At 41.2% G+C, this 13,893-nt stretch carries 9 protein-coding genes, 1 tRNA gene and 1 pseudogene; 4 read left to right on the forward strand and 7 right to left on the reverse strand.

The annotated features are described in order from the left end of the window. Nucleotides 1–44 precede the first annotated feature (44 nt). Nucleotides 45–1,070 (forward strand): annotated as a pseudogene (locus CAL6303_RS17950) (chlorophyll a/b binding light-harvesting protein); the annotation flags it as partial. Nucleotides 1,071–1,147: 77 nt separating this feature from the next. Here CAL6303_RS17950 and arfB read toward each other — a convergent pair. Genes arfB through CAL6303_RS17965 form a run of 3 tightly spaced genes read right to left on the reverse strand, consistent with a single transcriptional unit; the run spans nucleotide 1,148 to nucleotide 6,668 of the window. After that, on the reverse strand, nucleotides 1,148–1,561 hold the full coding sequence (arfB, locus tag CAL6303_RS17955; protein WP_015199241.1) for an alternative ribosome rescue aminoacyl-tRNA hydrolase ArfB: 414 nt from the start codon (nucleotides 1,559–1,561) through the stop codon (nucleotides 1,148–1,150). A gap of 47 nt (nucleotides 1,562–1,608) precedes the next feature. Then, nucleotides 1,609–2,676 carry a hybrid sensor histidine kinase/response regulator gene (locus CAL6303_RS17960; RefSeq protein ID WP_015199242.1) on the reverse strand — a complete coding sequence of 356 codons (1,068 nt, stop codon included), beginning with the start codon at nucleotides 2,674–2,676 and terminating at the stop codon, nucleotides 1,609–1,611. After that, nucleotides 2,673–6,668 (reverse strand): GAF domain-containing protein, encoded by a 3,996-nt coding sequence (locus CAL6303_RS17965; RefSeq protein WP_015199243.1) that lies wholly within the window; start codon nucleotides 6,666–6,668, stop codon nucleotides 2,673–2,675. Before CAL6303_RS17965 ends, CAL6303_RS17960 begins: the two co-directional genes overlap by 4 nt. 381 nt (nucleotides 6,669–7,049) lie before the next feature. Here CAL6303_RS17965 and CAL6303_RS17970 point away from each other — a divergent pair, with 381 nt between their 5' ends. Continuing rightward, on the forward strand, nucleotides 7,050–7,871 hold the full coding sequence (locus tag CAL6303_RS17970; protein ID WP_015199244.1) for a PhzF family phenazine biosynthesis protein: 822 nt from the start codon (nucleotides 7,050–7,052) through the stop codon (nucleotides 7,869–7,871). Between the two features lie 17 nt (nucleotides 7,872–7,888). Further along, entirely contained in the window at nucleotides 7,889–8,359 is a 471-nt protein-coding gene (locus CAL6303_RS17975; protein ID WP_015199245.1) for a DUF4332 domain-containing protein, read from the forward strand. 28 nt (nucleotides 8,360–8,387) lie between these two features. Here the strand turns inward: CAL6303_RS17975 and CAL6303_RS17980 are convergent, their stop codons facing one another. Continuing rightward, nucleotides 8,388–8,999: a TetR/AcrR family transcriptional regulator gene (locus tag CAL6303_RS17980; RefSeq protein ID WP_015199246.1), complete on the reverse strand. Its 612-nt coding sequence runs from the start codon at nucleotides 8,997–8,999 to the stop codon at nucleotides 8,388–8,390. 776 nt (nucleotides 9,000–9,775) lie between these two features. Here CAL6303_RS17980 and CAL6303_RS17985 point away from each other — a divergent pair. After that, nucleotides 9,776–10,189 carry a transport-associated protein gene (locus tag CAL6303_RS17985; protein ID WP_015199247.1) on the forward strand — a complete coding sequence of 138 codons (414 nt, stop codon included), beginning with the start codon at nucleotides 9,776–9,778 and terminating at the stop codon, nucleotides 10,187–10,189. Nucleotides 10,190–10,345: 156 nt separating this feature from the next. Here CAL6303_RS17985 and CAL6303_RS17990 read toward each other — a convergent pair. The 3 genes from CAL6303_RS17990 to CAL6303_RS18000 all read right to left on the reverse strand — a co-directional run bounded on the left by CAL6303_RS17990 (nucleotide 10,346) and on the right by CAL6303_RS18000 (nucleotide 13,819). After that, nucleotides 10,346–10,419, reverse strand: a tRNA-Pro gene (locus CAL6303_RS17990). Between the two features lie 109 nt (nucleotides 10,420–10,528). After that, on the reverse strand, nucleotides 10,529–13,168 hold the full coding sequence (locus tag CAL6303_RS17995; RefSeq protein ID WP_015199248.1) for a serine protease: 2,640 nt from the start codon (nucleotides 13,166–13,168) through the stop codon (nucleotides 10,529–10,531). A gap of 144 nt (nucleotides 13,169–13,312) precedes the next feature. Then, the gene (locus CAL6303_RS18000) at nucleotides 13,313–13,819 is read right to left on the reverse strand and encodes a COP23 domain-containing protein (protein WP_015199249.1); all 507 of its coding nucleotides are present in this window, start codon (nucleotides 13,817–13,819) and stop codon (nucleotides 13,313–13,315) included. Between the last annotated feature and the right edge of the window lie 74 nt (nucleotides 13,820–13,893).

The following is a 13,893-nucleotide window of genomic DNA, read 5'->3' on the forward strand; positions in this document are numbered from 1 at the left end:
ACTGTACCTTTTTGTACTCAATAGTATTCTCAAGAAGAATAATTATGACAGTAACTTCTGTTTCCAATCAAAATGTCAATATTCCCGATGTTGGTTGGTGGGCTGGAAATGCCCGTCTTGTCAACTTATCAGGTAAACTGCTGGGTGCCCATGTTGCCCATGCAGGCTTGATTGTTTTTTGGGCTGGGGCAATGACTTTGTTTGAGTTATCCCACTACAATCCAGATATCCCCATGTATCAACAGGGTTTAATTCTAATACCCCACTTAGCAACTCTGGGAATTGGAGTTGGGGCTGCTGGTATAGTTGTTGATACATATTCCTATTTTGTGATTGCCAGTATTCACTTAATTTCTTCAGCTGTTTTAGGTGCTGGGGGGATGTTCCATAGTTTGCGGGGATCTGAAGTCATAGCCAAAAATTCAGCCTTCGCCTATGACTGGGAAGATAAAGATAAAATGACCAATATCCTGGGAATTCATCTGATTCTTTTGGGTATTGGGGCATGGTTATTAGTAGCAAAAGCAGTATTTTGGGGTGGATTGTTTGACCCTGCCTTTAATGGTGGTGATGTGAGAATAATTACTAACCCAACCCTGAATCCATTTACCATTTTTAGTTACCTAACTCCTGCCCATGGTGCTGCGGGAATGGCTGCTGTTGATAATCTTGAAGATGTGGTTGGTGGTCATATTTGGGTTGGTTTGATGTGCGTTGGCGGTGGAATTTGGCACATTAAGAGTCAGCCTTTTGCCTGGGCAAGCAGAATATTAGTGTGGTCTGGTGAAGCGTATCTGTCTTACAGTTTAGCTGCGATCGCGTACATGGGATTCTTGGCTGCCTACTTTGTTTTGGTAAATGATACTGTTTATCCAGAGGTATTTTATGGTGCGGTAGGTAATATTGCTTTAGCAGATAATGTAGTTTCTGCCCGTGGTTGGTTAGCAACTTTCCATATTGCCTTAGCTACCATGTTCCTTTTCGGTCACATTTGGCATGGTATCCGGGCTAGATTAGGTGTTAGAGGTTTCGACTTCAACAATGGTGATATGGTTCAACCACCAGCTATTGGTCATTGATAGTCAAACTACAGCATAATCCTTAGAGACGTTTGTTAAAAGCGTCTCTATTTGTGTATTGGTAGACTTTAATCTGTAACTTGTTTGCGACTAGACTTAATACGCGATCGCTTAATCTTACTATCGAGGCGTTTTCGTTGCGAACTGCGAGTCGGTTTAGTGGGTTTACGTTTTTTCTTCAGCACAGCTACACTTTTAATTAACTCTTGTAGCCGTTGCAAAGCTTCCTCTCGATTTTGCTCTTGAGTGCGGTGTTCCTGAGATTTAATTACAACCACCCCTTCTTTGTTGATGCGGCGATCATTTAACATTAAAAGCTGTTCTTTGTAGAAATCAGGAAGCGATGATACTTGGATATCAAAGCGTAGATGAATAGCAGTAGAAACTTTATTGACATTTTGACCTCCAGCCCCTTGGGAGCGAATCGCACTCAGTTCGATTTCGCTCTCTGGGATACTCACTGTAGGAGAGATTTCCAGCATTGATCTCCAGGTTAGATAATTTACAGCAAATTCCATAGCGCTCAAATCTAAACAAGCACTGTAAAAATACTACCCCTTGGATGATTGTCTTCAACAGTAATTGTTCCTTGATGCGCTTCGATTGCCATTTTACAAAAAGCTAATCCTAAACCAGTTTGAGAAACATTTTGCATTCTTGTTCCAATCTCATACTTCTCAAAAATACTTTGTTTTAATGTATCAGGGACTCCTGGACCTAAATCAGCAACTTTAACTTTTGCATGTCCTGCCTCCAAATATTCTGCTTCCAAAGTTATTTGACTGTTGGATGGTGAAAACTTAATGGCATTTGAAAGCAAATTATCCAATACTCGGCGAAAAACAGTTGCATCTAACTTAATTAGACTACTAGGTGCGGGTAATTTACTCACCAAAGTGACTGTTTTTTGAGATGCGATTGGCTTAAAATCTGTTATGGCTGACATACATAAGGCACAAAAATCAACCTCAGTATAATCAAGAACCATTGTACCCGATTCTAATTTTGCTAAGAGCAATATACTGTCTATACTAGATTGTAACTGTTTTCCAGATATTGTAATTTGCTCGACCTTCCGTAGCATTCTTTCGGCTGAAATATTCGGCAATCTCAGAACTTCAGCCGATAGTAGAATACCAGTAACCGGATTCCGCAAGTCATGCACAATCATGTTCACCATATCCTCTCGCAGTTGCAATAAAGCTTGCAGGCTGTCATACTGCTTTTTAATTCGCAACATGCAATTAACCCTGGCTCGTAGCTCGATAGCATTAACGGGTTTACTCATAAAATCATCAGCCCCAGCGGCTAAACATTCAGCCAAGTCTTTTTTTGCGTTCAAGGCTGTCACCATAATGATGGGAACTGGTTGCCATTGAGGCATGGCTTTAATGCGTCGGCAGACTTCTATCCCATCGATTCCCGGCATCATCACATCTAATAAAATAATATCTGGCTGCAATAAATCCAGTGACGCGATCGCTTCTTCGCCACCAGCAGCATAATGTAGTGTATAGTCTTGTTCGCTGAGAAATGTTTCAATAACATCAAAGTTATCGGGTTGATCGTCAACCACTAAAATAGAGGGTATATTCACTTGTTATCCTTAACTGCATTTGTAAGTTGTTGAATAGTGTTAGCTAGTTGTTTGAGCTTTATAGGTTTACTTAAGTAGTCATTAGCACCTGCTGTTAAACAGCGATCGCGGTCGCCTGTCATTGCCAATGCTGTGAGCGCCACAATCGGAATTTCAGCCAAATTAGGATCGAGGCGAATCTGTCTCATTGCCTCCAAACCATCCATTCCTGGCATTTGAATATCCATCAAAATTAAATCAGGGTGGTGAGTTTTAGCCACGTCGATAGCCTCTTGACCATTCTGTGCCAACACGATGCGATAGCCCTTAGCTTTAAGGTAGCTAGAAACTGTACTGATATTGGCTTCGTTATCTTCTGCTAACAAAATTAGGGGAGTCAGGTTGACTACTTCATTCGGACTTGAAGGGTCTAATTCTGAAGTGGCAACTGGTTGATCACCTGCTGCAATTACTGATGGAGAGGTATGATTGGGAGCAAAAGGAAGATCGATTGTAAAGCAGCTACCCACACCTAATTCACTGGTTAACCCCACCAAACCACCGTGGAGTTCGATAATTCGCTTTACTAATGCTAATCCCAAGCCAGTACCTGTATATTGACGATTTAAAGCGCTATCGATTTGCACGAAGGGCTGAAACAAATTTTTAATATTCTCTGGTGAAATGCCGATGCCAGTATCTCTAACAGCAAAACGTAAAAAATATTGTTCTGGTGAATCAGCATCCGATATATTCAGGGTGATTTGGGTAACTTCTAAGGTAATGCACCCCCTCTCTGGGGTAAACTTGACTGCATTATTAAGCAGATTAATTAATACTTGGCGAATACGACGTTCATCCACGAACAGATCTGGTAAATTGATCTGAAGTTTGATTTCAAGTTGAATCCGTTTTTGCAATGCTTGCTGTTTAATAAACACCAGACTTGATTCGCACAGATGAGCTACCGAAGTTGGGGCATAGTCTAGTTCGATTTGTCCAGCTTCAATTTTTGCCACATCCAAAATATCATTGATCAATTCCAGCAAATGTAAACCACTACGCTCAACCAGTTGCAATGCTTTGAGTTGTTGCTCGTTGACAACACCAAAGACTTGCTCCTGTAGCCCTTCGGTCATACCGAGAATAGCGTTAAGGGGGGTGCGGAGTTCATGGCTCATGTTTGCTAAGAATTCGTCCTTGAGGCGGGTGACACGAGCCAGTTGTTGGTTAGAAACTGCTAGTTGTTGATTGCTATCGGTGAGCTTTGCCTCAGCTTGCTGTCGTTCAGCGAGTTCCTGTTGTAACTGTTCAAAAAGACTCGCTTGTTGAATGGCGATCGCCAACTGGTTAGCAATTTGTTGTAGGAGTTCTGCTTCCGAGTCTTTCCAGACTCGTTTCTCCTCACAAGCATGGACAACCAAAACCCCCCACAGCTTGTTAGTTAAGTAAGGGGCAACCCAGCGATGCTTTTCACGAAGTGGAAGCAAGCCTCCTCGTTCCACGGTGAGGTCTCTTTCACCGCTGTACAAGTCTTGGAGGATTGGTGCGACAATTTTGGACTGGATTTTGCCTTCACGGGAATATTCCACTAGGCACTCGGTCCAGATATCATTCATCACATCAGGGACGATACGGGGTTTTCCTTGCCAATAGCCATCAAGGATTTCTTGAGACCACACTTCATTTTCCCACTGTCGATCTTTGAGGACGGGAAACTCATTAGATACAGCTTCTTGGACAATTTGACTTCTACCGTCACCCAATAGCCGGAAAACAATCACGCGATCGCTTTGTAGTAATTCTTTAACCTGGTGAGTCACTGTTACCAAAATTTCGCTGATGTCCAAAGACTCGCGGATTTTTTGGATAATTACCCCTAATGTTTTCTGTAGCCGTAATTGCTGGGCGATTTTCGCTTCTCTGGCTTGTAATTGTTCAGTTCGCTCTTCCACCCTTTGTTCCAAGTTCTGGTTCAAGCGATGTAAGGCATTGTTCGCTGTTTGGCGTTGTAATTCTGCGGTTGCTCTAGCTGCAAATACCTGGAGAATAGCGATCGCTTCTATACGTTGAGCTTCTGTTAGTGGCTGCGTATCCAAAATGCAAAGGTTGCCAATCGCATTACCCAAATCATCCTTTAAAGCAATACCCACATAGCTATCAGCCTCCATTGCCGCCAAATTCAAATCTTCAGGAAAGAGTTCTTGAACTTTGCTTTGGCAGTAAAATTCCCCATCTCTTAAGCTATACTCACAAGCATTATCCACTGCACAATAGCTCATTGACGGCTTCAATGCTCCATTTGCCCAAAACCCCAAAGTATGAAGTTTGTTATCCACTATTTCGGTGACAACGGCATAACGGACATTCAAAGCTTCAGCAATGTGGCGTACTAAAGCAGGGAAAAAATCCTCTCCGGTGACGGTAGCAGTTCCAGTCACCAGTTTTTGTAAAATCAATTCAATGCGTTGACGCTCGTGCAGTTCCTCCTGCAATTTTTGGTGGTTGGTGGCTTGCTGGAGGGCAATTGCCAGTTGCACCGACAAAGCTTCCAGCAGTTCGATTTCTTCTGCTTCCCAATTGCGAGGGTGCTGGCTTTCGGTGACATTCAGTAAACCCCAGAGCTGCTCACCACAAAACAGAGGTACTAAAATTTTGGCTCGTGTTTGCAGGCGGATCAACATATCCCGGTGATAGTCCGAGATTTTGGCTTTGTAAATATCACGCATGACGCAAATCCGACCCTGGCGGTAAATTTTTGCGTAGTCATCTTGGAAGCAGGTATCAATAACGCGTTTGCCCAGCAGTGACATTGGGGAATCAGTGGATTCAGCAACGGTGATGGTTTGCCAATTTGCATCAAACTGCCAAATATTAACGCGATCGCACCCTAACAATTGCCGCACCTCAGCAACGGTTGTGTCCAAAATAGTTTGCAAACTTAGAGATGAACGGATTTGTGTGGCAATCTCTAGCACCAATCTCTCTCGTTCCGCTTTCGCCTTGATAACGAACGTTCGGGCTTCAATTTGTTGCTCCAATTCAACAGTACGGGTTTCTAGGAGTGCGATTTTTTCCGCTTCTAATTTTACTACTTTTTTTTCCAACACCTCGGCTAATTTGTATATTTCCAAGGGGTTGAGGGCTTTTAGCAAACTGGTCTGAGTCACAATTCCTAATAGTTCACCTTGCTCTCCCGTCACTGCCAACCTGTGGATTAAGCGTTGTTCCATGAGTTGCTGCACCAGCCACAGTGAATCATTGGGTTTCACTGCGAAAATTGGGGTACTCATTACCACCTTTGCTAAACAAGTTTTTAAGTTTAACCCCAATGCCTGAAACTGCACAATATCGCGCTCAGTGATAATTCCCACAGGAATTTGTAGAGATTCTGTTTCGCTATTATCTGGTTGCACGATGATGATGGAACTAACCCGATGTTTTGCCATAAGTTGGGCGATTGCCAACATGGAACTATCTGGTGCTCCACAAATCACCTCCTTTGTCATCACCTCATAAACTAATCGCAACCGCAACAGATCCACTGGACGAGAGGACTGCCGCAAACTTTCATTGGTAAGCAGTCCTACCACCTGATCCTGCTGGTCTAGAATCGGTATGTGGCGAATGTGGTGCTGCTGAAGCAAATTAACAGGAAAGAATAAATCGGTAAAATCAGACTCGCGCAAACTGATTACTGGATGTGTCATCACCTCCCGAATCTTCAAATTCTCAAAAGAATACTGCTGGGCAGAGAGACGCACTACGTCTCTTTCAGTGAAAATACCTAGTAATTTACCTTCTTCTACTATTAATACACAGCTTGCCCGTGCCTCTAGATAAAGATTATCCAGCTGCCCATCGATTGTTTGAGTTGTCTCACAAAGAGTACGCACACCACTCATTTGAGCGATCGCGTCTATCAGAGTCATATCTGGCTTAACTATCAGAGGATCACGAACGATGGCAGATTTTAATTCTGATGTGGTGAGGACAGTTGTGTTATTAAACATGCATAATAATGCAAAAGGATTTATTAGTTATTGTTCCCATTAACAATACATAAGTTAACAGGATCGGTACATTCTATTTCGATAATGCTTGTACTGCAAAGATTATAGCTGTTATTTAATTTAGTGAATGGTTTTTGAGTTTATCGATTAGAGACTTCCAATTTAAAAAATTCTCATGTGGTGCAGGCTTCTAGGCTTTTCCACCAATGTATGTATTGGGGAATTATTTTCTGGGAAATTCCTTATATAAATCCCTACAAGAAATCTATATGTGTCAGGATTTGGGTTAATTAGTATTAGAGAGTTGAGAAATTAAGATTTTGCCGAATTTATAAACATCCTCTTATATATAAAATATGAGAATAACTACCCAAAATTTCTATGCCACAAAGTATTATTCAGGTGGATGCATTTACCAATAAACCTTTTGGTGGAAATCCAGCAGCCGTTTGTGTACTATCATCACTCCAAAGTGATATCTGGATGCAGAATATTGCCCAGGAAATTAATTTATCAGAAACTGCTTTTTTGCTAGCTAAAGGTGATGGTTTTGACCTTCGTTGGTTCACACCAACCGTAGAAGTCCCACTATGTGGTCACGCAACCCTCGCTAGCGCTCATGTTTTGTGGAGCGAAGGATATTTAGATGTTGACAATAATGCTAAATTTTATACCAAAAGTGGCATTTTAATTGCTAGAAAAAAAGACGATTGGATTGAACTGGATTTTCCGGTTAATCCTTCATGGCAAATTGAAAAAATTCCCCAACTCGCAGCAGCTTTAGATGTAGATTGTATCGGTGTTTATCAAAATTCCCTAGGATATTTAGTAGAAGTCGCATCAGCAGAAATTGTCCAAAAAATTCAACCAAATTTCTCAGAAATTTTGAAGTTACCCATGAGTCAAGTTATTGTCACAAGTGTGGGTGATCAAAATTCTGAATATGATTTTGTCTCCCGCTTTTTTGCACCTGGGTTGGGTATTAATGAAGATCCAGTTACAGGTGCTGCACATTGCTGCCTTGCTCCATTCTGGCACGAACGTTTTAGGTTGAGCAAACTAGGCATTCCCCAAAATCAGTTTATTGCATACCAAGCTTCCAGCCGAGGGGGTATCGTCAAAGTCAGATATACAGAAAATGATTCCCGTGTGTTGATTTCTGGACAAGCTATCACCACGATGCGGGGAGAACTGGTAGTATAGATGTTTGGCAATTTTTTATGTCTCCCCATCACCAAATATCGACAACTAAAAACCTATCCCGTGATTGGCAAATCGAAAAATTACCGGGTTTAAATGCAGAAGAACAACTACAGTTACAAGTTTGCGGTATCAAGACAACAAAACAGTTACTGCAAGCAGCACAAAACCCCCAAGCACGGCTGATTTTGGCTAACCAGTTACATGTTCATATTCACCATGTGAATAAATGGGTTGCATTATCTGATTTAGCAAGAATTCCCAGTATTGGTACTGAATATTGCGGTTTACTGCTTCATGCAGGTATTGCTTCAGCGGTACAGTTAGCAGCTACACCCACATACCGCTTACACAAGCAGATATTACGACTGCAAGTTGCAACAATGCAGCGTCGTGATTTATGTCCTGCGATTGAACTTGTTCAGCAGTGGGTTCAACAAGCAAAGTTGGTGCAAGGTGATTTATCCAATAGAAAAAATATTGACTGGTAAATTTTATTCTGGAAATCACCTAACGAGATTACTTAACTAAAACACCATTCAAAAAGATATCAGCTAATCCCTCTGCCATTTCTTGAAGTTGCTGCGGTGAAGCGTCTGCTTGGATGATGGTGTTGTCAGAAAAACCTGCAACTGCAAACATTCCCAAAAAGACTTTTGCTACTAGTTTGGCATTAGTCTTTCGATATACTCCTTTGTCCATCGCTGTTTGGAAGAATGCTTCTGCCACATCAGTCATTTTATCAATGACTTCTACTTGAATGCGATCGCGTAAGTCTGGATGAAACTGTGCTTCCATGAAACAAACTCGCATCATATCCGCATTTTTACGCATATTCCACATCCGTCGCCGCATTACTTGAGCTACAGCTTTGTAAGTGCCCATCTCACTCAATTCTGTCAACAAATCGGTGAGAATCTCCACCCATCCCTGTGTTGCCACCTCCACTAAAATCGCTTTTTTGTTGGAAAAATGCCGAAATAAAGTTCCCTCTGCTACACCAGCTGCCTGCGCTAAATCACGGGTGGTGGTACCATCAAATCCTTGTGCTGCAAATAACCGTTGCGCTGCATCTAAGATGCGGGTACGGGTTTGTACTTCGGTGGTGGGGGGAGAGTTAAACACACGCATAGTTGTTCATCTATAAGATAGTGATCAATCCAGTATTGAATTTGTAGCATTATTGTCTAACTTTAGGAGCAATAAACACAGAAAGCTTAACAGAAGATTAATGGTTAAGCAGTTTTTATTAGCGGAAACACAGAGCATCACGCTTTGGAAGAAATAGTTTAGAAGGGTATCGCTACAGTAATAGAGCCAAGATTCGTGGTCTAGAATCTTTTTAGCCCGCGTTCCGCGCTAGGCTAGGTAGGTTTTATTTGTTTAGCCCCAGGCTTCTAGGCTGATGCGCTATTTGCCAAAACTGGATGCTCCCCGGAAACATTGCTATTCAACGCATAATTAGATTAATTTCCGGTTAAGTTAGTATTAAAATATACTTAATATTAATATTGATTACTAATTGACTTAGAGAAACACTGCAATACAATGATGCAGAAGGAAATTTCAAGATAAAAGGGGTAATCAGCTAAATTTTTTTAAATCTGATAACATCAAAATAATGCTGGATCAATTCAGGTAATTTAGCTCTAAGCAAACTGATGGAGTCTAGACTGTGATGCTATAGTTAACACTCCCATAGGAACAGAAACGCAAGTTATTTCCTACTATCGAAAACCAGGTTTAATCGTTTAAACCAGGTGGAATAATTAGAGAACTAAAGTAACAAAATCTGACAGCCAGATTGGTGCTTATGCCATTTCACTTTTAATGATTTTTTAATATTTGCTCCTCCGCAAAACACACAAATCAAATTATTCGCTTCAAAGAACCAATTGGAGATAAAAATGAAAAAGCTCATCCCATTTTTAATTAGCAGCGTGTTGGTAGTTGGTGCTGTTGGTTGTAATTCAGATACAAAAACTTCTGAAACAACAACTACTACTGATAGCACAGCAGTGAAAGAAGCTGGTCAAAAGACTCAAGGTACTACAACCACAACCAAGACAACTGAAAAAACTACTACTGCTGTTAAAGATGCAGCGGGTGGTGTTAAAACCATTGTTAAAAACAAGTTGGAGAAGCAGTTTCCTGGAAGCAGTCTTCAAGTAAATCAAGCAGGTGATGTGTTGACTGTTTCTGGTACTGTTCCAGATGAAGCTACTTTGAAGAAAATTGAACCTGCCGTTAAGGAAAACAAGTTCGAGGGTGTAAAAACTGTGAAAGTAGATGTAAAAGTTGCAGCTAAAAAAGCTCAGTAAATTAGAAAGATTTCTGTAAAAACAGAAGACTGGTAAATATCAAGGATGCATAGGACTTACTAACAAGTAAGTCCTTTTTTGTGATGCTAATTCTTATAATGAAGACATTAATTTGTTAACGCGGACAAATAATTAGTTAATGTACAATATGACAAATCGGGATGACTGGACTCGAACCAGCGGCCCCTTCGTCCCGAACGAAGTGCGCTACCAAGCTGCGCCACATCCCGATAATATTTCACTAGTATATAAGAAACTATATCATAAAATCACTAATCTCTAGGCGGTTTAACTTGACATCTGTGAACTAACCTCTAAAGCCATTTGGGCATACCAGGTCTAATTTAAGCTCTTAATTGCTTGCAGCACCTGTTGATACCTTTCGTTATTGCCCTGCTGTTTGTATAAATCTGCGGCTTTTTGAAAATCTAAACTTGCGGCTTTTTTATCTTTTAGCTGCAACCAAGCTCCACCTCTAATCGAGTAAACATCAGGGTTTTGAGAGTTAAGACGAATTGCTTGAGTGAGATCCTTGACTGCTTCTTGATGTTTGTTCTGCAAAAAATATAATGTTCCGCGTAACTCAAAGGCTTCTCGATATTCCGGTTTGAGACGAATTGCTTCGTTCAAATCCACCACGGCACTTTTATAATCTTTTTGTTGGAGGTGGATTGCTGCACGACTTAATATGGGTTCAGCTTTTTGTGGATTTAGGCGTATAGCTTCATTGTAATCAGTTAATGCTCCTTGAATATCTCCTTGGGCATAGCGAATTGTAGCTCTAACTGAATAAGCAGTATCTTCGATTGCTTCTGGGTTTAAGCGAATAGCTTCATTTAAGTCTGCTAATGCTCCTTTTTGATCCTTGGTACCAAAACGAGCAATACCTCTGGCAAAATAATTCCAGGAATTAGGATATTGTTTTAAAGATTTTTCAGCTATTTCCAAAGCTTCTGGAAACCTTTGGAGTCCAATTAGCATGATACTGCGAAATGTCTGGGCACCACTATCACCGGGATCTAATTTTGCTAGTTGTTCAAAACATGCTAAAGCTTCTTGGTACTTGTTCAAATTAGCTAGGATCATACCTCGCCAACGCCAAGCCGTGGAAAAATTCGGTTCAATTTGGACTGATTTGTCGAAAGATTTGAGAGATTCTTGATAATTATTCTGAGTCATGTAGACAAAACCTCGCAAATACCAAGCTTGGTAAAAGTTAGGTCGCAGTTGAATGGCTTTATCGAAAGATTGAATTGATTCGCTTGTATTGGTTTTGCTGGTTGAGGTGCGTATAAGTTCCCAGCCGTAATTTACCCAATCGATCGCATCGGCATTATTTTGAGGCTTGACTGGTTGAAGCAAAGATTGGAGAATCGCGTCTGATTCTGGTTGGGTTAATGCTGGTGCTATAGTGGTTTCAACTTTTGAAGCAGATAGAATACCTGCTGATTTTGACCAGTTGATAAAGTCGCTGATGGGTACACCCAGACTAAAGCCTAATGTAATCAAGCGATTTTTACCAGCTTGATCTTTAACTGATTCTACTTCCGATCTGCCATGAATCCCAATAACACGTCCACGAATATCTAAAATTGGTCCTCCGCTCATCCCTTGCTCTGTAAGATTGGTATAAATCATGCCATAGCCGTAACTGGAGGAGAGGGAGTTTTTAGCTAGTATAGATGATCCTAATTGTTTGGATACGACATTTCCAGCGGTAAATTTATGTTGTAATGCTGGATTTTTGGCTTTGGTATCTTGCCATCCAGAAACAAAGATAAATCCATCGTATCCAGTGATGTTGTAGTTGGCTAAGGTTGCGGTGCGGTAATTTTGGTCACTATTAAATTGTAAGAGTGCTAAATCACTATCTGGTAAGCTTCTAACGTTTCTGTCGTTGACTTGGATGGGGTAGCGTTTGCCGTCGGAAGTGACTATTTCTAGCTGAGTGCGATCGCACTTTTGAGATCCGCGTATTACATGTTCGGCACTCAAAACGCTGTAAGTATTGCCCTGCTTACTTATGATCACCCCGGAACCACTACATTGCGGCATACTGGGGACATCAATTAGTACTGTGATTTCTTTAGCAATATTACTCACATCATTGGCAATTGGTGGTAATTTGCTGGCTACTGGCGTTTTTCCTGTTGGCAAAGACTCTTTAGAGGTGTATTGAGGTGCCAACTGAGCAAATGTTTGAATCGGTATCCCCCAACTATAACGGCTCATTAAATCCTTGAGTGCTGCTGTGGGTTGGGAACCATCTTCGTATACGTAGGGATTTCCCCACAGAGGATAAGCATGGATACCGTTAATCCCAATTACCTGTCCCCGGCGATTTAAAATTGGACCACCGCTCATTCCCTTTTCTACAGTGTTATCGTAGCCAATTTGATATCCTTCTTTGAAAGCTCGTTCCGGTACTAGCAAAACCTTCCCGCTTTTGAAGACAAAGGGGTTTTGGTTAGCTTTTTTCTCAAAAGGAAATCCGGCAGAGTAAATTGGTTCGTTAACTGTGACTGTTGATAGATTCCCTAGGGACGACACAGTATAGTTAGCATTGGTACTAAACTGGAGTAAAGCTATATCTTTACCGCGAAAGTTAACTCCTTTTAGCAATGTAGCTGGATATTTTTTGCCATCTCCTGTTTGAATTTGTGCAGCTTTGCCGGGTTCCAAAACATGCTGATTAGTGACAACAGTATATAGATATCCTGCTTTTTGTGCCTCTTTACGGATTAAAATCCCTGAACCACCATTTTCCCCAGCGATTACCTTAACGGTAATTGCCGCTGCTAGCTGTTTGATTTGTGCTTCAGAAAGTTGAGCGCTTGCTGGTTGGGCTAAAACTTGGGGACTGGAAATTAATAATTCCCCAACTTGGAGCGGCAAAACCAACAATGTACCCATCCAAGCGGTTACAGCCAGTGTGCGATACCTAGGGTGGTGAACTACCCATGTTAGTTTTTTTCTCATGTTGATTTTACCCGGTACAAGTATCTTTAGCAACGCAATTCATCAGTAGACCCCTATGCAACAGATTCGGTGATTTCAAGAAAATCAGCCCTGTAGAGACCTAGCAATGCTACGTCTCTAAATAATTTCAAGGAAATGCCTATTCTATTGTCCTGATTTTCCCTTTACCAATGCACCCATATCTATGTACACCTGAGAAGAAGCATCTTCCGACTGCAAAATTGGTCCCCGTGCTTTGTAACCAATATCTCCCAAGTGTTGCAAAACTGAGCTAGCATCTTCGTGGGATTTGAGGGTAAAAAGTAACTGAGTACAGGGTCCACCATACTGACTTGCTGCACAGATAACTGCCTGACCTCTGGAAATACCAGAAGTGAGATAATTTAATATGCCTCGTTCGTAAGCAGTTTGAAATCTCGAAGAAACAGCTTGACACCGTGCTTTTGGTGTGTAATCTCCTAATTTTTTCACCCAGGTAATCACGGGTATTTTTTCGTTATTGAAATTTTTCGCAAATGTTGTCCATACACCGTTATCACTTTCACAGAAGTAAGTTTTGGATTGAGCGGAACTGGGAAGATTTACGGCAGCGATCGCACTCAGTGAAACCATACTGGCTGTGAGTATCTGTAAAAATGATCTGGTTTTCATGGTAATTTACACACACGAATATGATATTTGCATAGATATTAAGATAAATACCATAAATTAGTATCTGAAATTAC

The sequence above is a fragment of the Calothrix sp. PCC 6303 genome (genome assembly GCF_000317435.1).
Classification (GTDB): domain Bacteria; phylum Cyanobacteriota; class Cyanobacteriia; order Cyanobacteriales; family Nostocaceae; genus PCC-6303.